Raw genomic sequence first — 25,734 nt, forward strand, 5'->3', positions numbered from 1 at the left:
TCATCTGGACAGGGGTGGTTTCCCGGGTGCCCTATGCGGCAGCAGGTTCCTTGTTGCGGGCGCGCTTCCGCGTCCTGGCGCGGTGGAGGAGATCGCGTCGTTGCCGGTGGGCCGCGCGTTGGGGAGCAGCGCGTTGGGGAGCACCGGGTAACGCTGTGCCCGGGAGTGGTGTGCCGGGGAGGGGTGGGGCGGTGGAGTGGTAGGTGTGGCCGGTGGGGGTGTGGAGTTCGGTGGTGTGTCGTGGGCCGGGGTGGGTGTGGGTGGTCCAGCCGGGGGTTTCTTTGGTGTGGTTGCAGGCTTCGCAGAGGCCTTGGCCGTTGGTTGTGGTGGTGGTGCCGTTTTGGTGCCAGGGGATGATGTGGTCCACGTGGCGGATGGGTGCGTCGCAGTAGGGGGTGCGGCAGGTGTGGTCGCGGGTCTGGATGAAGCGGCGGAGCCTGGGTGGGGAGAGCCGGGCGCGGGAGTCCATGGCGATGAGGTCGCCGGTGTCGGGGGCGGTGTAGAGCCGGCGGAGCCAGACGTTCAGGGGCTTGTTTGTGTTGGGGCCGGTGTCGGGAGTGGCCTCGAGAGCTTGCCCGGGGTCCGTGGGGTTGAGCGCGTTGTTCGTGGAGTTGAGAGCGTTTTGGCTGGGCCCCGTGTGCCCGGGGTCCGTGGGCTGCAGGTGTGTGGGGTGGATGGTGGTGCGGGCCCAGTGGGCGGGGACGATGCCGTAGCCGGGCAGGCGTGCGGGTTCGCTGTGGCCTTGGAGGAGGGTGCGGTCGGTCATGACGAGTTGGATTTCGATGCCGGTGATCCCGCCGGGGGTTCCGGTGATCCGTTCGACGAGGGTGTCGGCCATGATCTGCCCGCGGGACCGGGTATCCGGGCCGGTCTCCCCGCCGGTGCCGGTGTTGGTGGTGGTGAGGGTGTCGGCCCCGAGCCCGGAGAGCGCTCCGGTGTCTGCGGCGAGTTCTTCGTCGACCGCGCACCTGTCCTGGGCGGTGAGGCAGGCTGTTTCCCTGGCCAGGAGGGTGGCGCGCCATTCGTTGAGCTGTCCGGTCTGCAGGGCGGTGAGGGTGTGGGGCATTTCGGTGGCGAGGGCTTTGGCCAGGCCGAGGAGCCGGCCGCCGCGGGCGGGGGACTCGCGCCGGGCCAGGGCGATCTGCGCGGCCACGCCGCTGCCCAGTTCGGCAGCAGGCACCCCGGCCGCCCGCTGGGTGCGGCGCTGGTCGGTGTCGAACGCCACGGCGATGCGGGCCTGCAGCGCGGCCGCGGCGGACTTCAGGTCCTCCAGGTCCCGCAACTGTTCAATGAGCCCGGGGCCGTCACCGCAGGGACGAACCCCCGCCAAGGCCGACAGCACATCGCCCACAGACACGACGCCCACAGACGCGACACTCACGTGCGCGTGCCCCACAGACCTGCCGCGGCTGCCCGCCAAAGCCGGTACCGCCGCAGACCCCTGCATATTCCCCATGAAAAGAGTCTTTCAGCGACCACTGACAATAAAGGCCCATTTTCGGCGCTGTATCTCGTGCAGGATGTGATCCGGCACCAGACCTGCACGCTCCATTGCTGGAAGCAACTTCACTTCGAGATGTAGTGAGAATTCGTGGCGGTTAGCGCGTGGTTCGCCCGACAAGCAGGCGCCAGGGTTGCGACTGGAATATGCGGTTGCCGGTAATGACGGACTCAGCGCAGGCAGCTCCCTGTTGACGGAGATCCTGCTCTATTGTCGTGAGGCCCCGTTCCTGCCCACTGGCGGAAGCATCCCAGCCGGTTACGGCAAGGTCCGCTGGAATCTGGATGCCGGCTTGGGTAGCGGCATCGAGGACTCCTCGGGCCTGCTCATCACTCATTGTGAGGATCAGATCCGGTCGGTCGCCGCTGCTGAGCAGCCTTTCGGCGGCACGAACTGACTCGGTGGCGCTGTTGGTCGAACATACTGCAATGGGGATTCGGCTCCAGTGGAACCCAGCGGCGGTGATGGCGTCCTGGAATCCAAGCAGCCGGTTCCGGGTCACAGGGAAGGTGGCTTCTGCGGGGTGCAGCCCCAGAGTGAGCGCTTCAGCCCTTAGTTTCGAAAACGGAAAGCTCACGATGGCCGGGCGGTTGCTTTGACGGAGCCCCTCCTCGGCGACAGCCCGTGCCGCCGCCCGATCGTCGATACCTATCAGGCTGAATTCGCTTCTCAGCGGCCCGCCGTGGATGCTGACCGGGCGGCCTGTCATAGCTAAGGCGTCAAGGACCGGGTCATCATCCGTAGTCGTCCACACCACAAAGCCGTCGGCGGCCGCCGCTCGGATGCGCTGAGCGTCTTCAGTCGTACCGTTGGTGGGAAGGATGGTCATGGCTAGTCCGTGCCGGGCGCAAACATCGGCTATCCCGGCAAGGAATCGTGTTGCCTGGGAATCGTCGAATGCGTAGGGAAGGCTCTCTCCCAAGACCACTCCGAGCGCCCCGCTGGTTCCCCGACGCAAGGATCTTGCGCTGGGGTCCGGTCCGGGATAGCCCAACAATTCCGCAGCGGCCAAAACTTTTTCCCGGGATGCAGCAGACACTCGCGATGGAGTGTTGTAAGTGTATGAAGCCGTCATCACGGAGACCCCTGCTGTGCGGGCCACCTCACTGAGCGTGACCCGGGAGCCCGAAGGGGAAGATGGCATAAACCCAGCATACTTGTGTATCGTTACACAAATGAATCGCTTATCCATGTCTGCTGCTCCAAACCTGCCTCTGGCCTCCTATACGTCGTTCGCAGCATTTGGCATTTTTTGGGGCACTTGGGGCGCGTCGATTCCGGGCCTTAGAACACAGACTGGCATTTCCGACGGCCAGCTGGGGATGGCTCTGTTGTTCATTGGTGCCGGGGCACTGCCCGCCATGCTGCTGGTCGGCCGGGTGGTTGATCGGCTGGGGGTCCGCCTCACAGCCGCTTCGGCCCTTACTGCCCAAGGCGTTTCAGGACTGGTCATCGCACTGGGTGCGATGGACTTCACTACCCTATGTCTTGGCCTGCTCCTTGTAGGTGCGGCCAGCGGCGCGGCCGACGTCGCAATCAACGCCGCGGCGGGGGCTGCGGAGCAGGCAGCAGCAAGGCCGGTAATTACGCGATCCCACGGCATGTTTTCCGCCTTCGTGGTCGTCTCCAGCCTTGGCACCGGTCTGTCAGCCACGCTTGGTGCAACTGTCGTATTCTCCTTCACCGTGGTTGGTGTGGCGTCGGTTCTTGTCGGTCTGTTTCTTCTGCGCGCATTTCCTGTCCAGACTCCACCCGGTGCCGATCCAGGGGTGAGGGAAGAGGGAACTGAATCGAGAGACCGCGACAGTAACAGCGCCAGACCTGCTGTGGCCGTGCTACCCGTCCTCCTCCTCGGAACTCTCGGCGCCTTGGCCTTCGCGGGCGAAAATGCCCATCAGAGCTGGTCAGCTGTGTTCTTTGAAGACGAGCTGGGAACCGGTCCCGGATTGAGTTCCACGGCCCCTGCTGTTTTCGCGACCGTGGTCGCTATCACCCGTTTCAGTGCCGGAGCCGTGAAAGCAACCCAGGCGCGCGGCATGTTGATCCTTGGCGCGGTCGGCGCCAGCCTCGGCGCGGCAATTCTGGCCATTGCGACAACGACCAGCACCGCCTGGATCGGGCTGGCGGTCTCCGCTGCAGGCACGGCCGTTCTGTATCCGACGCTGTTGGGAATGCTATCCTGCTCCATCCGTGAGGAAGCCCGAGGCAGGGCCACATCCCTCCTCGCCACCGTGTCCTACTTAGGGTTTCTCCTTGGTCCGGTCTATGTTGGCCTATGGTCCGAAGCCGCCGGCCTTCGTGGAGCGATGCTGGCCGTAGCTGGACTTTGCGCGGCCTTGCTCGCATTGACCCCGGTCCTCCTACCGATCTGCCAGCGCCTCTCGCAGAAAGCCAGGAAGAAAGTGCAAAGCGACATCCCTATGCTGGAACAATGACGATCACTCTCCGCCGCTATGAGTCCCGGGACGCGGCAGCGACCCTGGACATCTTCTATCGGGCCGTTCATGTGACTGCTTCCTCAAGCTATTCACCTGAGCAGATTGCGGTGTGGGCTCCTGAGGATATCGATGTGGAGTCTTGGGGGCGCAAGCAGACCACACGCAATGGTGTTGTCGCTGAAGTGGACGGTGAAGTTGCGGGTTTTAGTGATGTTGACGCGCAGGGATACATCGACATGATGTTCGTGGCGCCGGAACATGGCCGGACGGGTGTGGGAACAGCTCTGATGTCTTGGATTTTTGTTGAAGCCTCCAGACGAGGGGCCAATAGCCTCAGCACCAACGCCAGTGAAGCTGCCAAAAAGTTCTTTGAAAAGCACGGATTTACGGTTGGTGAACATCGCCGGATCCTCCGTGACGGAGTCATCCTGACCAACTACGCCATGAGCCGGCAACTCTCCTAGCCCCTAGCCAGTCTTAAAGAGTCGCTCGTCTTAGAGAAAGGAGCCCCGGCCCCCTTAGCGAACCAGGGAAGCCAGGGCTCCGGTGCTACTTGCCTAAAGGCGAACTACTTGGTGATGGGTCCGAGAACCGGATCGTCAGTGTAGGCCGTCTTGACGTTGGCGGCGGTCACAATGACCGGCTCCAGCAGGTAGGCCGGGACCACCTTGACCTTGTTGTCGTAGGACTTGTCGTCGTTGATCTCAGGCGTCTTGCCTGCCTGGAGGTCCTTCACCATGGTGATGGCGTGCTCAACGAGCTTGCGGGTGTCCTTGTTGATGGTGGAGTACTGCTCGCCCGCCATGATGGACTTGACGGACTCAACTTCCGAGTCCTGCCCGGTGATGACAGGGAGCGGCTTGCCGGCTGCCTTGACCGAAGTCAGGACCGCGCGCGCCAAGGTGTCATTCGGGGACAGAACGCCGTCGAGAGACTCCGTGCCGTAACTTCCAGTCAGCAGAGTATCGGCCCGCCGCTGGGCGTTTTCTGCCTCCCAGCCCTGGGTGACTGCCTGCTCGAAGGTCGTCTGGCCGGAAAGCACCTTCAGGTTGCCGTTGTCGATTTCCGGCTTGAGCACGCTCATGGCGCCGTTGAAGAAGACAGCCGCGTTGGCGTCATCAGGCGAGCCAGCGAAGAGTTCGATGTTGTACGGGCCGGTGGGCTTCTTGGCCTTCATGCCGTCCAGCAGCGCCTTACCCTGCAGCTCGCCCACCTTGAAGTTGTCGTAGGCCACGTAGTAGTCCACGTTCTCGGTGTTCAGCAGCAGACGGTCATAGGCGATGATCGTGGCACCGGCGTCCTTGGCCTGCTTGAGCTGGGTTCCCAACTGAGCGCCGTCGATTGCGCCAACAATGATGACCTTGGCACCCTTGGTGATCATTGCGCTGATCTGGTTCTGCTGCTCGGACACGCCGCCATTGGCGAACTGGACGTCAGGCTTGAAGCCGGACTGTGAAAGGCCGTCGTTGAACAGCTTCTCCGCTAGTACCCAGTTCTCGCTGGTCTTCTGGGGAAGCGAGACGCCGATGGAGGAGTCCTTGGGGAAGGCCTCGCCTCCGGCGGTTCCTCCGGTGGTGGGAGTTTCGGCGCGGCCGCAGGCTGTCAGCGCCAGTGCCGCAATGGCAGCGATTGCTGCCGCCTTTCCTGCTTTACCAATCAGTTGCATTTCTTGGTTCACTTTCTATAGGGGGAGTGCGGAAGTGCTTTGCAGCCTGATTTCAGGCTTCTTTGGAAATGACCTCTTTGGTGGAGGTGGTCTCGTCGGGTTGGAGCGGGCTGCTGGGGCCGCCGGGGCGGCTGAAGTTCCTCGTCAGCAGGCCGATGATTGATGGCTTTCCCTGGGTCTTGTTGTAGACGTCGAACGCCACAGCAATGAGAAGCACCATGCCCTTGATGATCTGGGTGAGGTCGGCGCCGACACCCAGCAACTGCAGTCCGTTGTTCAGGACGGCCATCACAAGGCCGCCGACGATCGAGCCGATCACGGTACCCACGCCGCCGGTCACAGCGGCGCCGCCGATGAAGACGGCCGCGATTGCGTCCAGTTCCCAGCCCACGCCGTCGAACGGGCCGGAGGCTGTGGAGCGGCCAACGAAGATCATGCCTGCCAGCCCGGCCAGGACGGACATGTTCATCATGACCAGGAAGTTGACCTTCTTGGATTGGACGCCGGAGAGCTCTGCTGCGTGCCGGTTTCCGCCGACTGCGTAGACGTGCCTGCCGACGACCGTCTTGGAGGAGATGAACCCGTAAACCAGGACCAACACGGCGAGGATGAGGCCCGGGATGGGGAACGAGGTGCCTGGACGCCCGGTTGCGAACAGGTATGTGGCGTATAGGATGGCGCCGCAGATCAGTACGAGCTTCAGGACTGTGACCCATATTTCCGGGACCTCTGCGCCCAGGGCTTTTGCCCGGTTACGCGAACGCACGGCACCAAAAACCACGAAGGCGGCGGCCAGCAGGCCCAACAGCAGGGTCAGGTTGTTGTACCCGAGATTCGGGCCTACTTCTGGCAGGTAGCCTGAGCCGAGATACTGGAAGTCGGCCGGAACGGGGATCGTGTTGGACTTGCCCACAAACTGGTTGAAGCCGCGGAAGAGCAGCATACCCGCCAGGGTCACGATAAACGCAGGAATGCCCACGTAGGCAGTCCAGAACCCTTGCCAGGCGCCGATCAGCACACCCAGTCCGAGGCCCAGCAGCACACCGAGGTACCAAGGGATACCCCAGTCGCGGATGGCCAGCGCCACGGTGACGCCGACGAAGGCAGCGACCGATCCCACAGACAGGTCTATGTGGCCAGCAATAATCACCAGGACCATACCGATGGCGAGGATCAGGATGTACGAGTTGCCGTTGAAGAGGTTGATGACGTTGCCCGGGGTAAGCGTGATGCCCCCTGTGGCAATCTGGAAGAAGATGATCAGCGCGACCAAGGCGAAGATCATGCCGAATTGACGGGTGTTTCCGCCAAATAGCTTCTTGAGCGGGTTCATTGTTTCAGTCCTCTTATCTGGAAGGATCTGGAGAGTTCCATCGATCAGGCGGTCTTGCGGGCAGAGGTCATGAGTTTCATCAGGCTCTCCTGGCTGGCTTCGTCTTTGGTCAGGACCCCTGTGATGGAGCCTTCGAAGATGGTGTAGATGCGGTCAGAGAGCCCCAGGAGCTCAGGCAACTCTGAGGAAATGACGATGACGCCCTTTCCCTGGTTGGCCAGCTGTTGGATGATGCCGTAAATCTCGTACTTGGCCCCAACGTCGATGCCGCGGGTGGGTTCGTCGAGAATCAGCAGGTCCGGATCAGTAAACATCCACTTGGCGAGCACCACCTTCTGCTGGTTGCCACCGGAGAGCTTGGCCACTCCTTCCTGAACGGAAGGCGTTTTGGTCCGGAGGGACTTCCGGTACTGCTCGGCGACGGCGAATTCCTTATCGGTGTCCACCACGCTGTTTTTGCTGATTGCCTTCAGGTTGGCCGAGACGGTGGTGGTCTTGATGTCATCCAGCAGGTTCAGTCCGAGGCTCTTGCGGTCCTCGGTGACATAGCCCAGCCCGGCGTCGATGGCCTGGCGGACGCTGCGTAGATGGATTTCCTTGCCGTCCTTATAGACGTGCCCGGAAATGAACCTGCCATAAGAGCGGCCAAAGACCGAGCGCGCCAACTCTGTGCGCCCCGCCCCCATCAGACCGGCGAAGCCGACGATCTCGCCACGCCGCACGAAGAAGCTGGAGTTCTTGCAGACCAAGCGGTCCTGGATCTGGGGGTGACCCACTGTCCAGTTCTTGACCTCGAAGAAAACCTCACCGATCTTGGGCTCATGATCCGGGAACCGCGATTCGAGGGTCCGGCCTACCATTCCCTTGATGATGCGGTCCTCGTCCACGCCGTCGGCCTTCACGTTCAGCGTCTCGATCGACTTGCCATCGCGGATGATGGTGATGGAATCGGCGATCTGCTCGATCTCGTTCAGCTTGTGGGAAATGATGATGGACGTGATTCCCTTGCCCTTCAGGCCCAGGATCAGGTCCAGGAGATGCTGGGAATCCGATTCATTCAGCGCCGCGGTGGGCTCGTCGAGGATCAGGATCTTGACCGACTTGTTCAGGGCCTTGGCAATTTCCACGAGCTGCTGTTTGCCGACGCCGATCTCCTTGATGGGAGTATCGGGATCCTCGCGGAGCCCCACCCGCGCCAACAGTTCGGTGGAACGGATGCGGGCTTCCGCCCAGTCGATCACGCCGCGTTTGGTGGGTTCGTTGCCCAGGAAGATGTTCTCCATGATGGAGAGTTCCGGGATCAGGGCGAGCTCCTGGTGGATGATCACGATGCCGGCGTGCTCGCTGGCCCGGATGTCCTTGAAATGCTGGACCTCGTTTTGGTAAACGATGTCGCCGCTGTAGCTGCCGTAGGGGTAGACACCGGACAGGACTTTCATCAAAGTCGATTTGCCGGCACCGTTCTCGCCGCAGATAGCGTGGATTTCGCCGGCCTTCACACGGAGGTTCACATCGGCCAATGCTTTAACGCCGGGGAACTCCTTGGTGATGGAGCGCATCTCGAGGATTGTCGGTTCGTTGTCTGTGCTGAGGGATTCACCTTGCGTATCCAGGGACGTCATTTGCCCTTACGCCTCCAATGCATTGACTTCGTTGTCCGCCCAGCAAATCGCAGGGCCGTCTGATGAGAAAGTAAACTGGATCGCTGCCCTTGTCGTCAAGTAGTTAACGCAACAGGCCGATAACAAAAACGTTACTCCCTTCTGATTCCCGAGTGTTGGAATACCAAAGCCGCAGCTCCAAGCGCTTCTGCCCGGTTGCCCAGGGAGGACATGGTCAAGGTGGTGGTTTCGCCAATGACGGGTACTGCGTGCCGGACCAGCCCACGCCTGATGGGGTCAAGGAGCAGGGCGCCCAGTCCAGCCAGCGGACCGCCCACAACGATGACTTCGGGGTTGATCAGGTTGGCCACATTGCCCAAGGCTCGGCCCACAGCCAGGCCCGCATCATCGACTACCCGAAGGGTTGCCGAGTCCCGCGCCAGTGCCTTCCGGACGATGTCCTCCGGGGCCAGGGGCTTCTCCTCACCCCTGCTGAGGAGCTCGATCATGGTGGTGGTGGAAGCGATGGTTTCCAGGCATCCGCGGTTGCCGCAGCGGCAGATCAGCCCGTGTTCGTGAATGGTGGCGTGGCCGATTTCTCCGGTGATCCCAACGTTGCCGTAATAGGGGGCACCGTTGAGGATCAGCCCGGCGCCGATACCGGATCCGATTTTCATGAACATGAGGTTGCTGATTCCGCTATGAGGCCCCCACGTCACCTCGGACAGAGCGCCGAGATTGGCGTCGTTGTCAACAAAGACGGGGAAATTGAGGGCTTCTTCCAGACTGTGAAGGATATTGATCCCGACCCATTCTGGCAGGATGGCGCCCTGCGCCACGGTGCCCGTCCGCCGGTCGATAGGGCCGGGTATGCCGACGCCGGCACCCACCACTGCGCGGCGCTCCACGCCGCCTTCCTCGAGGAGTTTTCCCAGCAGTTCAACTGCTGTGCGGATGCCTTCCTCAGCACTGTGGCCCAGCGGCAGGAGTACCGTTTCCTCGGCAATGATGTGGTACCCGAGCGAGGCCAGGACGACCCGCAGGTGCCTGCGTCCGAAGTCGATTCCGACCGCCACAGCGCCATTGCTGTTGAGGCGAACATTCAGGGCCCGGCGCCCTGAACTGGTGGTCGGCTCGGTGGACGCCAGACCGGCGTCGAGCATGATCCTGACGATGTTGGAAACCGTGGCAGTGGAGAGCCCGGTCTGACGCGCGAGGTCAGCCTGGGTCGACGGACCATTCAGAAGGCACTGGATGATCCGCTGTTGGTTCAGATGTCTCAGAGCCGACTGTGAACCAGGGTTTTGGGGTCTGCTCTTCGTCGAGCGCGGTGTGCCGGGCATAAAATGAAGCGTGCACCATCACGGCCCTTGCAGTCAAGAAGTTAACGCAAACATCGAAGCCTGCGGTCAAGAACTCGTGGACAAACTGCCCACCTAGACGGCCGCACGGGTCCAAATGCACGCCCTTGGATGGCGGAAGCGTCGCTAGTCTGAAGAGGGAGATCCGACGAGGGAGCGGATCCACACAGGGAAAGTGGAGTGGTGCTGGTGCTGTTGGCCGTGATGCAGGCGAACTCGGTGGTGCTGGATGTTGACGCGAACTGCCGCACACTGGATGAGGTTGCGGGAAAAGCTGCTGCCGCCGGTGCCGACCTGCTGCTGACCTCCGAGCTCTTTCCGGTCGGCTACGCGCCCCTTAGGGTGCGGAACGAGCTTGATCCGGAGAGACTTCCCGCCATTCGGCGAATGCTCTCCGAAACAGCCCGGAAGCAGGGGATTGCGCTCGTCTACAGCCTGCCCGCGGTAACTGACGAGGGCCATTGGCGCATAGCTGCCACCCTCGTTGATGATCAGGGGAACGAGCTAATCAGCTATGAAAAGGTGCATTTGTTCGGAGCCGAGGAGCGCGAGGCATTCACCTCTGCAGAGGCGCCTCCCGGCGTCGTCGATTTCCTTGGCATTCCAACGTCGCTGTTGATCTGCTACGACGTCGAGTTCCCGGAGCCGGTACGCGCGGCGGCGGTCCGGGGCGCCGAACTGCTCTTGGTCCCTACGGCTTTGTCCGAAGGGTTCGACTCCGTACCCCAGGTTCTGCTGCGCGCCAGGGCCCTCGAAAGCCAGCTGACGGTGGCCTACGCCAACCACAGCGGCGTGGAAGACGGCTGCACATTCCTTGGCGGCAGCGTGGTGGCAGGTCCGGATGGCGCCCTGCTGGCCGCTGCTGGCTCAGACGACGAATTGCTGTTTGCCACCGTTGATCCGGGGGCAGCAAAGGCCGCCCGGTCTGCAGTTCCCTACCTTCGGGAGCGCAGGCCTGACCTTTACCGCTCCTGGGAGGGATGAGCCACAGAGGACTAGGCGGAAACCTCCGGCAGGCCGGGAACTTCGTGGGCATACTGGAGTGCGAACCAGAGTTCCGCACGTACGCGGGCCTGGTTAAGGTCCATGTCCAACAGCTCGCCAAGGGCGTTGATCTGCCGGCGCACGCTGTTCCGATGCAGGCCCAGGACCTTCGCTGTGGCATCCCAACTCCCGTTTTCGCCCAGCCACGCGCGCAGGACTGAAAGCTGTGTGGTGCGGCGCTCGGCGTCCTGATTGAGGATCGGCTCCAACAGCCGGGCGGCAAGCATCGTCCCGGCGTCGCGCCCCAAAAGTCCTTCAACTGACCAGCTGACCTCGTCCACCCTGGCGCTCCTGCCTGTGGTTTTGACCCGGGGACGAAGCGAGGTCACACGCTGATGGGCGGCAGCAAGGCCGGTCAATTCGGTGGCATCTCCGATAGCCAGACGCCAACCGAGCTTTTCGACGTCGGCCAAAAGGGCGTCGTCCACCTTCAGCCGCGTGATTGCGGTGAAGCCGTAATCGGTGATCTCCACGAGCTTGGTGTCCAGCATCCGCCGCCACTGCAGGAGCTCCCTGACAGGACTGTCGCCCGCAGGCCAGGAGGGGGAATCCCTCTTGATAGCCTGCTCGGTCTTGATCCCCTGAACCACGCGGAGAGATGCCGAGCGCGAGGAGCCTGTGCTTTGCGCCAGCAGGTCCCTCATGGCGTTTACGTGCCGGGTTCCCCCGGTTGCCAGGCTGTCCGGATGCAGCAGCAGCGCCGTCGCCAGCTGGCTTGGCGCCAGGGAACCGCTGGTCCGCTGGCGCACCAGAAGTTCCAGGAGGCCGACGGCGGATGACACCACACTGTTCTGCGCTGGCGTCAGGGGCTTGTCGCTGCCCAGGACCAGGCCGCCCAGATTGGCATCCCGCGTGCTGCGCAAGGGGTGTCCGAATACCTGGGAGGAGCCGGGGGAGTCCAGAGTATCCGTTTCCACCCGGGGTCCGCTCCCGGAAAGAAGGCGGCCCAGCAGTGGCTGGAGCTTGGCCAGCTCCGGGACTGCACCCGCACGTGCCCTGGCCCTTCCGTCAGCACCCACCAGAAGAGCCCACACGGGGACGCGCTGCACAAGGGCGGCGAGGAGTTCGTGCTCCGGCCGGGCGGAAAGCACGGCTCTCATCAGTTGCCTGTTGGTGTCCGCCAATTCCCGCAGCAGCCTGGCCTTATCTGATTCCAGCAGCTGGGAGAATTCAAGGCCCAGGGCCGCGAACGGCACCGTGTGCGGGATCTCCACAAGGGTCAGGTTGTGGCGGATGCAAGCCTGAACCACGGCGTCCGGAACCGCCTTGAAATAGGGTTCCAGGCCGAAGCCAAGGGCGGTCACGCTGGCCTGAACGAGCCTCGCCACATAGGCATCCACCTTCTCTGCGGCACCGCCTTCGCCCACGAAGGGTAGGCCGGAGGTGAGGAGGAACTCGCCATCGAGCAGATAGGGCGTTGGGTCCTCCAGCTCGCTTGGCTCAACCCACCGCAGCGTCGTGGTGCGGTTGCCGCCGTCGTGCAGGGTGCTTAACTCCGGCGGCAACTGCGCCAGGAACTGTTCGAGCGTAACGGCGGTCAGCCCTTCGGTTCCGGCGTCAGGCGACATTGGGGGCGCCTCTGTGGAGTTCCTCGTAATCAGGGCACTCGTAAGCACGCGGCAGACGGGGTGCTATCCGGTTGATGATCTCATCGCCATGGCTGCCGATTGCAGCTCCCCAGTCATCAGCGCTCGCGGCCCCGGTGCCTGGATCTCCAAATAGCACAGCCGTGTCACCAACGCAGACGCCGCCCGTTTCGGGGCCCAGATCCACCATGAACTGGTCCATGCAGACCTTCCCGATCACAGGAACGCGGCGCCCACCCAACTGCACCACGCTGCGACCCGAAATGCCCTTGGGAATGCCGTCGGCGTAGCCCATCGGGATCAGGCCAAGATACCGGGGTTCGTGTGTGATGGCCTGGTGTTCATAACTGATCCCTGTGCCGGCGGGCACCTTCTTCACCAGTACCACCGGTGCCGTAACGGTCAAGGCGGGGCGAAGCCCGAAGGCTGCGGGGTCGAGATGGTCAGCCGGGGCCAATCCGTAGATAGCCAGGCCCGCCCGGACCATGTCGAAGGCGAACTCCGGGCGGTCCAGGATGTTCGCTGAACTGGAAACGTGGCACAGTTCGGGTTCAAGTCCTGCTGTCCGTGCTTGCTGCACTGCGTCCTCGAAAGCGGCCACGGCTGCGGCATTTCCGGGGTGGGCAGGAACATCGGCCCAGGCCAGGTGCGTCCATACCCCGCGCACCATGAGGGTCCCCTCGAGCTCGGCCACGCGGGCAGCAGACACCAGTTCCGGCCAGTCCTCGGCGCGCGCACCGCCACGGCTTAGCCCGCTGTCCAGTTCGAGGTGCACCGCCACCCGCTGCTTTGCCAGACGGGCAACCCCGGCCAGCACGTCGAGCTGGGCAACGCTGCCCACTGACATGTCGACGTCGTGTTCGGCGGCTTCCCGGATGACCTCGCTGGAGGCTGAAGCCAGGTACAACCAGGACAACACCGGCGCGGTGATACCGTCCTTGCGAAGGGTGATCGCTTCTGTGAGCTGCGCCGTTCCGAGCCAGTCGACGCCGGCGGAAACTGCCGTTCTGGCGACGTCCACCAGCCCGTGCCCGTACGCGTTTCCCTTCACAACCGCCATGAAATGCCGTCCCGGTGAAAGCTCCCGGAGCCTACGGACGTTGCTTGCAATTGCCGAGAGGTCTACGCTGACCTGCCCTGAAAACACCGCGCCTGCAGTGCTTGCGTTCTGTGCATTTTGTCTCATGGCAGATCACTATAGGTCATTTTGCACAACTGTGAGAGGTGGCTCACATGCCAAGCTTGGTCGAGGGAAATTGGCTCACTACTCACGAACGGACGTCAACGATGACTCTGCCAACCATCACCGGACAGAAGCCCGCCGCCGCACCGGAAGGGGGTGGGCAGCGCACCGGGCTGACGGCGCAGCTGCTCCGCCGAAAGCCGATCGGTCAGATGCTTAGCGAGGCGGAAGGCAGTCAGGACGCTCCCAAGCTGGTCCGCAGCTTTGGCGTGCTGCAGCTGACCATGATCAGTGTGGGAGCCACCCTCGGAACCGGGATCCTGGTGATCCTCGGCGAATCCGTACCGCTGGCCGGTCCGGCGATCTGGATCTCCTTCGCCATCGCCGGACTCGCTGCGCTGCTGTCCGCCGTTTCCTACGCCGAGATGGCCGGCCTCGTGCCCGTCGCGGGCTCCAGCTACTCCTACAGCTACGCCACCATGGGCGAGGGCATGGCGTGGATCTGCGGCTGGTGCCTTGTCCTGGAATATGCGGTTTCTGTCGCTGCAGTAGCCGTCGGGGCGGGACAATACGTCAACGAAACCCTCGCTGTCTTCGGTAACGTCCTTCCGGATGCGATCTCACAGCCGCCGGGTGAAGGCGGGATGATGAACATCCCGGCCATGGTGATCGTGGTGCTTGCCATGCTGTTGCTGGTGCGTGGTGCCAAGGAGAGCGCGTGGATCAACACCGCGATCGTTGTCGTCAAGGTAGGCATCCTTGTCTTCTTCTGCGCAGTTGCTTTCACGGCCTTCAACGCCGGCAACTTCGAGCCTCTCCTGCCGATGGGGGCAGCCGGTGTTTCCGCCGCCGCTTCCAGCGTATTCTTCTCCTACATCGGTTTCGACGCCGCTTCCACCGCGGGCGAGGAAGCGCGGAACCCGAAGCGCGACCTGCCGAGGGCCATCATGCTGTCCATGGTCATCGTCACCACCATCTATGTCCTCGTTGCCGTGGCTGCGATCGGTGCCAGGCCCTGGGGCTGGTTCGACGGCACTGATGCCGCCCTGGTCCGCATCCTTGAGGAGACCACCGGCCAGCCGTGGATCGCGCTCGTCTTTTCGGTGGGTGCAGTCCTGGCCATCGCCTCCATTGTGCTCACCGTCCTCTATGGACAGACCCGCATCCTGCTCTCGATGTCGCGCGATGGGCTGGTTCCGAGGATCTTTGGCCGTGTTTCCCGCCGGACAGGAACGCCGGTGGCCGGAACGCTCATCGTGGGCATCGCCGTCGCCCTCACAGCAGGGCTCGTGCCGCTCGGGGCCCTTGCGGACGCCACCAGCATCGGAACCCTCTTTGCCTTTGCCCTGGTCAACGTCGCCGTCATCTACCTGCGGCGGACCCGGCCCGAACTGGAGCGGACCTTCCGTGTTCCGCTGTTTCCGCTGACTCCCATCCTCGGCGCGGCCATGTGCGGTTACCTCATGCTCAACCTCGGTGCCGATACCTGGGTGGTCTTCGGACTGTGGATGCTCGTGGGCATCGCCGCATACTTCAGCTACGGCCGCCGCAACTCACGGGTAGCCGCACTGAGCCAGGAGGAATACGGTGAACTAACACGTCACCGGTCCTCCGAATATCAGTCCTCGTGATTACCTCCGTATCTCCAGTCCAATCCTGAACTGACAAAGGCAAACCTCCCATGACCACCGCCACTGAATTGCCGGCTTCCGATCCTTCAAGCACCCTGGACACTCCGGGCCCCATCACCATGCTGAACCCGGATTTCCCGTTCAGTTACGACCACTATCTGGCCCACCCCAATGGCCTCGGCTCGGTGCCGCCGGAGCTGCATGGAGCAGAAGTGGCCATCATCGGCGCCGGGCTTTCGGGACTTGTCACGGCCTATGAACTGATGAAACTTGGGTTGCGCCCGGTGGTGTACGAGGCCGACCAGATCGGTGGGCGGCTGCGGACGGCCAACTTCCCGTCGGCCCCTGAGGTGGTGGCGGATCTGGGTGGCATGCGCTTCCCGGTTTCCGGCAAGGCGTTCTATCACTACGTGGACCTGCTTGGGCTGCAGACGCAGGATTTCCCCAACCCGCTTGCCCCCGGCACCTCCAGTACGGTGATTGAGCTCGCGGGGGAGAAGCATTATGCCACCACTTCAGCGGACCTGCCGCCGTTCTTCCGTGAGGTGGCGGAGGCCTGGAAGCATGCAGTGAACGACGGCGCCCGGTTCAGTGAGATGCAACAGGCCATTCGTGCGCGGGACACTGCCCGGATCAAGGAAATCTGGAACGATCTGCTCCCCGAGCTTGATGAACAGACGTTTTACGGGTTCATTGCGGAAAGCAAGTCCTTCAAGGACGCGGGTTTTGCACACCGCGAGGCATTCGGCCAGGTGGGTTTTGGGACCGGCGGCTGGGACACCGACTTTCCCAACTCCATCCTGGAAATCCTGCGGGTTGTTTATACCGACGCCGACGATCAGCACCGCATGATAAGCGGCGGCGCGCAGCGGCTGCCGGAGGCACTGTGGAAGCACGCGCCGTCGGGCATGGCCCATTGGCCGGAGGGCACTTCCCTTTCCTCACTGCATTCCGGATCGCCCCGCGGCGCCGTTGACTGGATCGTCCGTGCAAACAGTGCCGATCTCCCCGCTGGCAGCTTCCTTGTCCGGGAGCGGTGGGGCCGCGAGGCTGCCTACCCGGCTGTAGTCACCACCTGCCAGTCCTGGTTGCTGTCCACGAGGATCCATACCGAGGAGGCGCTGTTTCCCGCCCAGCTGTGGACTGCAATTGAACGCTCCCACTACATGCAGTCGTCCAAGACATTCGTGATGGTGGACAGGCCGTTCTGGAAGGACATCGATCCGGGCACGGGACGGGAAGTTCTCTCGATGACCCTAACGGACCGGCTGAACCGGGCCACTTACCTGCTCGACGACGGTCCCGACAAGCCTGCTGTCATTCTCCTGTCCTATACGTGGAATGATGACGCCCTCAAGTGGCTGGCCCTGGATGCGGACCAGCGTGTGGAACTCATGCTGCATTCGCTGCAGCAGATCTATCCCGGTGTGGACATCGCCAGCCACATCATCGGACAGCCCATCACTGTCTCCTGGGAAGCCGATCCCAACTTCATGGGAGCTTTCAAGGCGAATCTGCCCGGGCATTACCGCTACCAGCAGCGGCTTTTCTCGCATTTCAAGCAGGACAAACTCCCGGAGCACCAGCGGGGGATCTTCCTGGCCGGGGACGACGTCTCGTTTACTGCTGGCTGGGCGGAAGGCGCAGTCACCACAGGATTGAACGCCGTCTGGGGAGTGGTTAACCATCTGGGCGGGCAGTCCGCTCCGGAAAATCCGGGACCGGGTGAATTGCTAGAGGACCTGGGTCCGATCGCCCTCGACTGAACTCCCGATGGATGGCTGACCAGCGCCTGTTTCTTCTTCTGTTCCTTCGGCGGGCTCGGGGTCGGGTGGATAAGGCTTGTAGACCCAGGCGACGAGCACCACCGAGATGATCATCAGGAGGAACCAGGAGACCAGCTTGTCGAGCGACACGAGGTGCCAGCCGTTCACCTGGCTTGGATACAGCCACGCATTGGACCAGGTGGCGATGTTCTCGGCGATCCAGATGAACAGGCTAACCAGCAGAAACGATAGGACCAACGGCATCCTGAAGTGCCTGCGGAACACCCGGAAGCGCATCATGCACCGGCCGAAGATGACAGCAATTGAGGCGAGCAAAATCCACCGGGCATCCGCAAGATAGTGATGGGAGAAGAAATTCACATAGATGGCGCTGGCCAGGACAGCCGTGATCCAGCGCTTGGGATAGCGGGAAAATCGCAGGTCAAAGATGCGGTAAACGCGCACCATGTAGGAGCCCACGGCCGCATACATGAAACCGCTGAAGAGCGGAACGGCTCCGAGGCGGAGAAGACCGTCAGCCTCATAGGACCAGGACCCAACACTCGTTTTGAAGAGCTCCATGCCCGTTCCCACTACGTGGAACAGCAAGATCACCCGCAACTCGCGGAGGGTTTCAAGCCTGGTGACGACCATCAGGACCTGGATGGCTATGGCGGCCAACGTCAGGAAGTCGTTCCTGGCCAGTAGCGCACTGTCCGGATACCAGAGGCGCACCGCCAGGATGACGGCGAGGAGCAGTGCGCCAAAAACACACGCCCAGGCCTGTTTCAGTCCAAAGACTCCGAACTCGACCAGCCCCGAACGTAGGCCCCATGGAGTTACCTTGTCCAGGTACTGGTGAGCCCGTTGATGCAGGAACTGTTCGGTGGAAGTACCGTCGCCTCCGGCAGCAGGCTCAGGCATCTGCCCGGCGTAGATCGGCTGACGGTACGATTGAGCGGGGTGGGTGAGCCACGCTGTCGATTTGGCCCAGATAGTAATCCCTCGGCCAATGCCTGACCCGCTGCGGCAGAAGCGGATTGACCACCGCCAGCAGGCGCACGATCCTTTCGAAGCGCCGACGCCGTCCCTTATTCCAAGGCAGCCTGAAATCCTCCCGAAGCGAGTCAGGCAGGAGGCCAGCGGTCAGGAGCCGGGCCAGGGGCATGGTGAGCCGCAGCCACACCGGTACAGCCGACGGATACAGCAGGTCCCGCGCCACCCGAACAGCAACTTCGTCCACCTTCATGTTGGTAAGGCTTCGGTTCCAGTACTCACGGAACGCTGACCGGTTAGCCGGCCACATCTCGTCCGGGAGCTGCAGGGCTGTCCCGATTTTCGCGTACTCGCGGTAAACGGCATCGGCGGAATCGTCGTCGAGCGGGCCATGGATGCGTTCGTAAACAGTCACCGCTGTGTCGTAAAGGGTGGCCACCACCCAAAGCTGGGACTCGGCGTCGAAAGCGTTGTAGCCCTTGGAATTGGCGCCAGCCTGGCGGCGGACCGGCGCGTGGGCACGGTTGACGCTTCGTCGCATGGCGGCCAGTTGCTCCGGTGAGCCATAGATCACGGCATAGACATAACTCATGGTGGTACGCAGCCGGTCAAGCGGCCGTTCCATGAAATTGCTGTGCTCAGCCACGGCGTGGCCGATCGAGGGATTGGCAATCTGCAGCAGGATGGCACGCCCTGCCCCGGCCAGCAGGACGCCCTCGGCCCCAATATCGGCGAGTCTACGAACCATTCAGACACCATACCCGAGGGCGGCGGAATGGTGTCCCGTCAGCTAGCGTCGAGTGAGCCAGCTTTAGAGCCCGGATTGTTCCTGGCGGTGGGCACGGGCAAGCTCCACGTACCGCTCGGCGTTGCGCCGGACGCCGTCGAACTCTTCCTCGCTCAGTTCCCGCCGTACCTTCGCGGGCACGCCGGCAACGAGCGAACGCGGCGGAATTACCGTCCCCTCCAGGACGACGGCGCCTGCGCCCACGAGAGAACCGCCGCCGATCACTGCCCCGTTCAGGATGGTTGCGCTCATCCCGATAAGGCAGTCATCCTCAACGGTGCAGCCGTGGACGACGGCGCTGTGCCCGACGCTGACGCCCGCCCCGACAGTGCAGGGGAAGCCCGGATCCGCGTGCAGCACCACGTTGTCCTGGAGGTTGCTTCCCGCTCCGACGGTGATCGCGGCGGTGTCGGCCCTTACTGAGACCCCGAAGAATGCACTGGCATTTTCAGCAAGCGATGCCCTGCCGATGATCGAAGCCGTGGGGGCCACAAAAACTGAGTCGTGGACGTCCGGGGTGTTGCCGTCAAAGGTGTAGAGGGGAGCCATGGGTACAGCCTAGAGGACGCCTCTCCAGTGCCGGTCAACGACCGTCAGTTGAAGACAACAGTCCTGTTGCCGTCCAGCAGTACACGGTGTTCGGCATGCCACTGCACAGCCTGCGCGAGTGTGCGGCCTTCCACGTCCCGGCCCATCTGCACGAACTGCTCGGCGGTCTGGCGGTGGTCCACGCGGATGACCTCCTGCTCAATAATGGGTCCCTCATCCAGGGCAGCAGTGACGTAGTGGGCGGTGGCGCCAATCAGTTTCACGCCGCGGGCATGGGCCTGGTGATACGGTTTCGCACCCTTGAAGGAGGGCAGGAACGAGTGATGGATATTGATCGCCTTGCCTGTGAGTTCGGTGCACAAGGAGTCTGAAAGGACCTGCATGTAACGGGCAAGTACCGTGAGCTCGACGTCGTTCGCAGCCATGATGGCCCGCAATGCATCCTCGGCGTCCACCTTGGTTTCAGGGGTGACGGGGATGTGATGGAACGGGATTCCGTAGAAGTCAGCAAGGCCCTCGAGGTCCCGGTGGTTGGAGACGATAGCGGGGATCTCAATCGGCAACGTTCCGGAGCGCTGCAGGAACAGCAGGTCATTGAGGCAGTGCGCAGACTTGCTGGCCATCAGCAGCGTCCGAACCTTGCGTCCGGCCGGGTTGAGCGTCCACTGCATGTCAAAAGCCCGGGCAACGGGATCCAACGATGTGTGCAGCTCTGCCTGGGAGGCGGTGGTGGTGGCCTCCACCCGCATGAAGAACGTTCCGGTTGCCTGGCTTCCGTATTGCTGCGAGTCCTTAATGTTGCATCCGGCCAGCAGGAGAGCGCCGGCGACGGCATGCACAATCCCGGGACGGTCCGGGCAGGAGAGGGTTACAACGTACGAGTCGTTCAGCAGGTCTTCAGTCACGGAGACCAGCCTACCTGCGCGGGCATGGCTCCTGTTGTACGCTTAACCGGTCGCAACTGGCGTTGGGTGGCTAACCACCAGGGAGCGGCACTCACGAAGACCACGGATCGTACGCCTGGGCCGAGGGTCATGTTTTGCCGGATGGCAGTGCACTATGCTGCCGCCTCTTGCTGTGGTTCTCCGTAGCGGCCGTCCTGTGTCCAGGGGACCCGTAACCAACGGGCGGAGCCATTCGCCAGCCGGTAGCCTGACCTTTAGCAGTAACCGTTCCCTAGCCAGGAGTTCTTCGTGACTACTTCCACTCCCACGACCTCGTCAGTGGTCAGCAACCAATCGCTGGCCGAGCTTGACCCCGAAATCGCAGCAGTCCTGGATCAGGAGCTCGGCCGCCAGCGCGGCACCCTGGAAATGATTGCCTCCGAGAACTTCGCCCCCCGCGCCGTGATGGAAGCCCAGGGCTCTGTCCTGACGAATAAGTACGCAGAAGGCTACCCGGGACGCCGCTACTACGGCGGCTGTGAATATGTCGACGTCGCTGAGCAGCTGGCCATCGACCGCGTCAAGACACTGTTCGGTGCTGAGTACGCCAACGTCCAGCCTCACTCCGGCGCCCAGGCCAACGCGGCGGCGCTCTCGGCCATGATCACCCCGGGTGACAAGATCCTGGGCCTGTCCCTGGCCCATGGCGGACACCTCACCCATGGCATGAAGCTGAACTTCTCCGGCAAGCTCTACAACGTGGCCGCTTACCAGGTGGAAGAGGACAACTTCCGCATCGACATGGACAAGCTGCGCGCACAGGCCATTGCAGAGAAGCCGCAGGTGATCATCGCCGGCTGGTCCGCCTACCCCCGCCACCTTGACTTCGCTGCCTTCCGCTCCATCGCGGACGAGGTAGGCGCACTGCTCTGGACCGACATGGCACACTTCGCCGGCCTGGTGGCAGCAGGACTGCACCCGAGCCCGGTGCCGCACTCCGACGTCGTTACCTCCACTGTTCACAAGACGCTTTCAGGTCCCCGCTCCGGCGTGATCCTGGCGAAGCAGGAGTGGGCCAAGAAGCTGAACTCCAACGTCTTCCCGGGCCAGCAGGGCGGCCCGCTCATGCACGTTATTGCCGCCAAGGCTGTCGCGTTCAAGATCGCCGGCACCGAAGAGTTCAAGGAGCGCCAGGAGCGCGTCCTTGAAGGCGCCAAGATCATCGCTGACCGCCTCACCGGGTCCGACGTCGCCGAAGCCGGCGTCTCGGTCCTCACCGGCGGCACCGACGTCCACTTGGTCCTGGTGGACCTCCGCAACTCGCAGCTGGATGGCCAGCAGGCCGAGGATCTCCTGCACTCGGTGGGTATCACCGTCAACCGAAACGCTGTCCCGTTCGACCCACGCCCGCCGATGGTCACCTCCGGCCTGCGCATCGGTACGCCCGCTCTGGCCACCCGCGGCTTCGGCGCGGCGGAATTCACCGAGGTTGCAGACATCATCGCCACCGCCCTCAAGTCCGGTGCTGCCACTGACGTACAGGCACTCCAGGCCCGAGTAGACAAACTCGCCGCCGACTTCCCGCTGTATCCGCAGCATGAGCAGTGGTAAGCGTGGTTTCCACTGGCTCTCAGGGCACTGCCCAGGTTCTTGACGGCAAGGCCGTGGCTGCTGCCATCAAGACGGAACTGACGGAGCGCGTTGCCGCACTCACGGCCAAGGGAGTGGTGCCCGGGCTTGGCACCGTCCTGGTGGGCTCCGATCCCGGAAGCACCTGGTACGTGGCAGGAAAGCACAAGGACTGCGCCGAAGTTGGCATCACCTCCATCCGGCGCGACCTTCCGGATACTGCCACCCAGGAGGAGTTGCTGGAGGTTGTCCGGGAGCTGAATGAGAACCCGGACTGCACCGGCTACATCGTCCAGCTTCCGTTGCCCAAGCACATCGACCAGGACGTCATCCTTGAGGCCATGGACCCTGACAAGGACGCCGACGGCCTGCATCCGATGAACCTCGGACGGCTGGTAGCCAACGTCAGCGGACCGATGAAATCCCCTTTGCCCTGTACGCCCAAGGGCTGTGTGGAGTTGCTGACCCGTCACGGAATCGACCTCAATGGCAAGCGTGTGCTGGTGGTTGGGCGCGGTGTCACCATCGGCCGACCGGTCGGACTCCTGTTGACCCGTAAAGACGTCAACGCCACGGTTATTCTGGCCCACACCGGCACCAGGGACCTGCCCGCCGAACTCCGGCAGGCCGACGTCGTGATTGCTGCTGCCGGCCAGCCGCACATGATCAAGGCGCAGGACCTCAAGCCGGGGGCCATAGTGCTCGACGTCGGCGTGAGCCGTGTGGACGACGGCAACGGTAAGGCTGTTGTCACCGGAGATGTTGATCCCGAGGCCGCCGATGTTGCGGCGTGGTTGTCGCCCAACCCGGGCGGCGTGGGTCCGATGACCCGCGCGATGCTGCTCGAGAACGTAGTGGAATCAGCGGAGCGGCAAGCAGGTTTGGCCTGACCCGCAGGAATCGCCTAAAGCTTGCGAGCTCTGAACGTGAAAGGGTACCCGGCCATTCACTGGCCGGGTACCCCTCGTGTTTAACGACTGGCCCGTATTTGGGCATTCCGGGCAAGCTCTGGACAATATCCCAAATCGAATGAATTTTTCGAGAGAGAACTCTTTCTTTGTTCGAATACGAGTACTAGCGTTAGGTGGGTGCCAGAACTCGTGTCGAAAGAAAAAGCATCCTCCCGCCCTCCCCGTAATGACCGCAAAGACATAGACGAGTACGTCATTTCCGCGCAGAACCTGAGCAAAACCTACGGCGACGTCACCGCCGTCGACGATATTTCCTTCAACGTCCCGGCTGGCGAAGCCTTCGGATTGCTTGGGCCGAACGGCGCGGGCAAGTCGACCACCATGAAGATGATCGGTGGCGTCTCGCAGCGCACATCAGGCCGGCTCACCATCATGGGCCTCGACCCCGACCAGCATGGACCTGAGGTGCGTGCCCACCTGGGGGTTGTGCCGCAACAGGACAACCTGGACGAGGAACTGCGTGTCCGCGACAACCTCCTGGTCTACGGACGCTACTTCGGCCTGCCTATGAGCTACCTGCGGCCCAAGGCCGACGAACTCCTCGAATTTGCGCAGTTGACGGATAAGGCGAAGTCCAAGGTGGATGCCCTGTCCGGAGGCATGAAGCGCCGCCTGACCATTGCGCGCTCACTGATCAATGAGCCGCGGATCCTGTTGCTGGACGAACCCACCACCGGCCTTGACCCCCAGGCGCGGCACATCCTCTGGGACCGGCTGTTCCGGCTCAAGGAACAAGGCGTCACGCTGATCCTGACTACCCACTACATGGATGAGGCTGAACAGCTGTGCGACCGGCTGATTGTGGTGGACAAGGGAAAGATTATGGCTGAAGGATCCCCTGCCAGCCTGATCCGGGAGTACTCCAGCCGGGAAGTGCTGGAACTGAGGTTCGGGTCCGAACGCAACACGTCCATCGGTGCAGAGCTGGAGGGCATCGGTGAACGGATCGAGACCCTTCCCGACCGGGTGCTCATTTACGCCGAGGACGGAGAGGCCGCCCTTGAACAGGTGTCTGCCCGCGGCCTTCATCCACTCACGTCACTGGTCCGCCGGTCATCGCTCGAAGACGTGTTCCTCCGCCTCACGGGGAGGAGCCTCGTTGACTGAACCTAAGGCAGCAACTGCTTCAGGCGGCGGGGCGGGTGCAGCTACACTCCGCCGAGCGCATTCTCCGGAGATCTCGGCCGCCCGCGCCCGTCGCTGGGGTGCTTTCTACTATATGGAACAGGTCCTTCGCGTGATGAAGGGCTACACCTGGACCATCGTGATGTACGGCGTCGGGCAACCCGTCGCCTACTTGTTCGCCATGGGCGTGGGATTGGCCACCCTTGTGGATGCAAACAGCACCTCAGCATTTGGCGGGGTGAGCTACCTTGTGTTCATCGCGCCTGCCCTGCTGGTCTCTGCTTCCGTGATGACAGCAGCCAACGAATTCACTTTCCCCGTGATGGACGGCTTCAAGTGGCGCCGCACCTATTACGGCCCCCATGCTTCGCCGTTGACTCCTTCACAGATCGCAAGCGGGCACGCCATGGCTGTCACCCTGCGCTTTGTGGTCCAGTCCGCCCTCTACTTCGTGGTTGTGGCGCTCTTCGGCGCCTCGCCGAGCGGCTGGGGATGGGTGTCCGTGCTTGTGGCCACTCTCGCCGGATTGTCCTTCGGGCTGCCCCTGATGGCGTATTCAGCTTCGATTAAGGAAGACAAAGGCCAGTTCGCTATAGTCATGCGCTTCATCGTGATGCCGTTGTTCCTGTTCTCCGGCACGTTCTTTCCGCTCGACACCTTGCCGCTGGTGGTGCGGTGGATCGGCTGGATCTCGCCCATCTGGCATGGCACCGAGCTGGGGCGGGTCTTCAGCTACGGCTACGAGGAGGCTCCGCTCCTGACCATCGTCCACATCGTTTTCCTCATCAGCCTGGCAGCCGTGGGATGGGTTCTGACCAAACGTCAGTTCGAGAAAAGGATGGCCTCATGAGCGTCCTCACGGAGGGTCACAGCGTTACCGAGGCCGCTCGCAACAGGTCCTTCGGTCCTCTCTATTCACGCAACGTAAAGGCCGTAGTGGCGCGCGGCCTCATGGCAACCAAGAGCAGCAACTGGATGGTGATGCTCTCCGGCTTCTTCGAACCGGTACTGTTCCTCATTTCCATGGGGGTCGGGCTCGGAGCCATTGTTGGTACTGTCCAGGGGCCGGGCGGTTCCGACATCAGTTACACCGCCTACATAGCTCCGGCGTTGCTGGCGGTTTCGGCCATGAACGGGGCGGTCTACGACTCCACTTGGAATGTGTTCTTCAAGATGAACTTCGCCAAGCTGTACCAGGGGATGCTCTACACCTCCCTGGGTCCCCTGGACGTGGCCATGGGGGAGATCTTCCTGGCGCTGCTGCGCGGGCTGCTGTACGCCACAGGCTTCACCGCCGTGATGGGCCTGATGGGCCTGATCACCACGCCGTGGGCGCTGCTCATGATTCCAGCGGCGGTGCTGATAGCTTTTGGGTTTGCCAGCTTCGGCATGGGTGTTACGAGTTTCATGAAGACCTTCCAGCAGATGGACTGGATCAACTTCGTGATGCTCCCGATGTTCCTCTTCAGCGCCACCTTCTACCCGCTCAGCGTCTACCCGCAGACTATCCAGTGGTTCATCCAGGCGATGCCGCTCTGGCATGGGGTCGAGCTGCTGCGGCAAATCAGCGTGGGCGTGTTCACCCCGGCCACTCCGATCCACATCGGCTACTACCTCGTGATGATCGTGCTGGGTGTACTCCTGACCACCGGACGGCTCCGCAAGTTGTTCCTGAAGTAAGCT

22 protein-coding genes are annotated in these 25,734 nt (G+C 62.5%); 10 read left to right on the top strand and 12 right to left on the bottom strand.

Annotated features, from left to right (window positions below; all coding sequences use genetic code 11):
• Positions 1-31: 31 nt before the first annotated feature.
• The gene (locus M1D88_RS05490; protein ID WP_458113561.1) at positions 32-1,456 is read right to left on the bottom strand and encodes an HNH endonuclease; all 1,425 of its coding nucleotides are present in this window, start codon (positions 1,454-1,456) and stop codon (positions 32-34) included.
• 142 nt (positions 1,457-1,598) lie between these two features.
• A complete protein-coding gene (locus M1D88_RS05495; RefSeq protein WP_458113562.1) occupies positions 1,599-2,576 on the bottom strand; it encodes a LacI family DNA-binding transcriptional regulator in 978 nt (325 codons plus the stop codon).
• Positions 2,577-2,691: 115 nt separating this feature from the next.
• On the opposite strand from M1D88_RS05495, the gene M1D88_RS05500 reads away from it, so the two are divergent.
• Positions 2,692-3,936, top strand: a complete 1,245-nt coding sequence (locus M1D88_RS05500; protein WP_458113563.1) for an MFS transporter — start codon at positions 2,692-2,694, stop codon at positions 3,934-3,936.
• Positions 3,933-4,403, top strand: a complete 471-nt coding sequence (locus M1D88_RS05505; protein ID WP_458113564.1) for a GNAT family N-acetyltransferase — start codon at positions 3,933-3,935, stop codon at positions 4,401-4,403. The genes M1D88_RS05500 and M1D88_RS05505 overlap by 4 nt, the downstream gene beginning before the upstream one ends.
• Positions 4,404-4,507: 104 nt before the next feature.
• Here M1D88_RS05505 and M1D88_RS05510 read toward each other — a convergent pair whose 3' ends face one another.
• The 4 genes from M1D88_RS05510 to M1D88_RS05525 all read right to left on the bottom strand — a co-directional run bounded on the left by M1D88_RS05510 (position 4,508) and on the right by M1D88_RS05525 (position 9,882).
• On the bottom strand, positions 4,508-5,605 hold the full coding sequence (locus tag M1D88_RS05510) for a substrate-binding domain-containing protein (RefSeq protein ID WP_458113565.1): 1,098 nt from the start codon (positions 5,603-5,605) through the stop codon (positions 4,508-4,510).
• 52 nt (positions 5,606-5,657) lie between these two features.
• Positions 5,658-6,938: a multiple monosaccharide ABC transporter permease gene (mmsB, locus tag M1D88_RS05515; protein ID WP_458113566.1), complete on the bottom strand. Its 1,281-nt coding sequence runs from the start codon at positions 6,936-6,938 to the stop codon at positions 5,658-5,660.
• Between the two features lie 44 nt (positions 6,939-6,982).
• Positions 6,983-8,560, bottom strand: a complete 1,578-nt coding sequence (mmsA, locus tag M1D88_RS05520; protein ID WP_458113567.1) for a multiple monosaccharide ABC transporter ATP-binding protein — start codon at positions 8,558-8,560, stop codon at positions 6,983-6,985.
• A gap of 131 nt (positions 8,561-8,691) precedes the next feature.
• Entirely contained in the window at positions 8,692-9,882 is a 1,191-nt protein-coding gene (locus M1D88_RS05525; RefSeq protein WP_458113568.1) for an ROK family transcriptional regulator, read from the bottom strand.
• 207 nt (positions 9,883-10,089) lie between these two features.
• On the opposite strand from M1D88_RS05525, the gene M1D88_RS05530 reads away from it, so the two are divergent.
• On the top strand, positions 10,090-10,884 hold the full coding sequence (locus tag M1D88_RS05530; RefSeq protein WP_458114436.1) for a carbon-nitrogen hydrolase family protein: 795 nt from the start codon (positions 10,090-10,092) through the stop codon (positions 10,882-10,884).
• An 11-nt stretch (positions 10,885-10,895) separates the two neighbouring features.
• Here M1D88_RS05530 and M1D88_RS05535 read toward each other — a convergent pair whose 3' ends face one another.
• Both M1D88_RS05535 and alr read right to left on the bottom strand, forming a co-directional pair.
• Positions 10,896-12,512, bottom strand: coding sequence for a PucR family transcriptional regulator ligand-binding domain-containing protein (locus tag M1D88_RS05535; RefSeq protein WP_458113569.1), 1,617 nt, complete (start codon positions 12,510-12,512; stop codon positions 10,896-10,898).
• The gene (gene alr, locus M1D88_RS05540; RefSeq protein WP_458113570.1) at positions 12,502-13,716 is read right to left on the bottom strand and encodes an alanine racemase; all 1,215 of its coding nucleotides are present in this window, start codon (positions 13,714-13,716) and stop codon (positions 12,502-12,504) included. Before alr ends, M1D88_RS05535 begins: the two co-directional genes overlap by 11 nt.
• 101 nt (positions 13,717-13,817) lie before the next feature.
• Between alr and M1D88_RS05545 the strand changes: the two genes are divergently transcribed.
• Positions 13,818-15,344: an amino acid permease gene (locus M1D88_RS05545; protein ID WP_458113571.1), complete on the top strand. Its 1,527-nt coding sequence runs from the start codon at positions 13,818-13,820 to the stop codon at positions 15,342-15,344.
• A gap of 50 nt (positions 15,345-15,394) precedes the next feature.
• Positions 15,395-17,110, top strand: a complete 1,716-nt coding sequence (locus tag M1D88_RS05550; RefSeq protein WP_458113572.1) for a flavin monoamine oxidase family protein — start codon at positions 15,395-15,397, stop codon at positions 17,108-17,110.
• Here M1D88_RS05550 and M1D88_RS05555 read toward each other — a convergent pair.
• The 4 genes from M1D88_RS05555 to purU form a co-directional block, all read right to left on the bottom strand.
• A complete protein-coding gene (locus M1D88_RS05555) occupies positions 17,078-18,034 on the bottom strand; it encodes a DUF817 domain-containing protein (protein WP_458113573.1) in 957 nt (318 codons plus the stop codon). The genes M1D88_RS05550 and M1D88_RS05555 overlap by 33 nt on opposite strands.
• Complete coding sequence (locus M1D88_RS05560; RefSeq protein WP_458113574.1) at positions 18,027-18,854, bottom strand: oxygenase MpaB family protein; 828 nt, start codon at positions 18,852-18,854, stop codon at positions 18,027-18,029. The genes M1D88_RS05555 and M1D88_RS05560 overlap by 8 nt, the downstream gene beginning before the upstream one ends.
• Before the next feature lie 63 nt (positions 18,855-18,917).
• Positions 18,918-19,442 (bottom strand): gamma carbonic anhydrase family protein, encoded by a 525-nt coding sequence (locus M1D88_RS05565; protein ID WP_458113575.1) that lies wholly within the window; start codon positions 19,440-19,442, stop codon positions 18,918-18,920.
• A 44-nt stretch (positions 19,443-19,486) separates the two neighbouring features.
• The gene (purU, locus tag M1D88_RS05570) at positions 19,487-20,347 is read right to left on the bottom strand and encodes a formyltetrahydrofolate deformylase (RefSeq protein ID WP_458113576.1); all 861 of its coding nucleotides are present in this window, start codon (positions 20,345-20,347) and stop codon (positions 19,487-19,489) included.
• Positions 20,348-20,635: 288 nt separating this feature from the next.
• On the opposite strand from purU, the gene glyA reads away from it, so the two are divergent.
• The 5 genes from glyA (at position 20,636) to M1D88_RS05595 (ending at position 25,731) form a co-directional block, all read left to right on the top strand.
• Positions 20,636-21,937 carry a serine hydroxymethyltransferase gene (glyA, locus tag M1D88_RS05575; RefSeq protein ID WP_458113577.1) on the top strand — a complete coding sequence of 434 codons (1,302 nt, stop codon included), beginning with the start codon at positions 20,636-20,638 and terminating at the stop codon, positions 21,935-21,937.
• Positions 21,938-21,939: 2 nt separating this feature from the next.
• Positions 21,940-22,845 carry a bifunctional methylenetetrahydrofolate dehydrogenase/methenyltetrahydrofolate cyclohydrolase gene (locus tag M1D88_RS05580; protein ID WP_458113578.1) on the top strand — a complete coding sequence of 302 codons (906 nt, stop codon included), beginning with the start codon at positions 21,940-21,942 and terminating at the stop codon, positions 22,843-22,845.
• Positions 22,846-23,106: 261 nt separating this feature from the next.
• Complete coding sequence (locus tag M1D88_RS05585; protein ID WP_458114437.1) at positions 23,107-24,033, top strand: ABC transporter ATP-binding protein; 927 nt, start codon at positions 23,107-23,109, stop codon at positions 24,031-24,033.
• The gene (locus tag M1D88_RS05590; RefSeq protein WP_458113579.1) at positions 24,026-24,901 is read left to right on the top strand and encodes an ABC transporter permease; all 876 of its coding nucleotides are present in this window, start codon (positions 24,026-24,028) and stop codon (positions 24,899-24,901) included. The genes M1D88_RS05585 and M1D88_RS05590 overlap by 8 nt, the downstream gene beginning before the upstream one ends.
• Positions 24,898-25,731: an ABC transporter permease gene (locus M1D88_RS05595; protein ID WP_458113580.1), complete on the top strand. Its 834-nt coding sequence runs from the start codon at positions 24,898-24,900 to the stop codon at positions 25,729-25,731. The genes M1D88_RS05590 and M1D88_RS05595 overlap by 4 nt, the downstream gene beginning before the upstream one ends.
• The last annotated feature ends 3 nt before the right edge of the window (positions 25,732-25,734 follow it).

The sequence above is a fragment of the Arthrobacter sp. R1-13 genome (assembly GCF_054161475.1).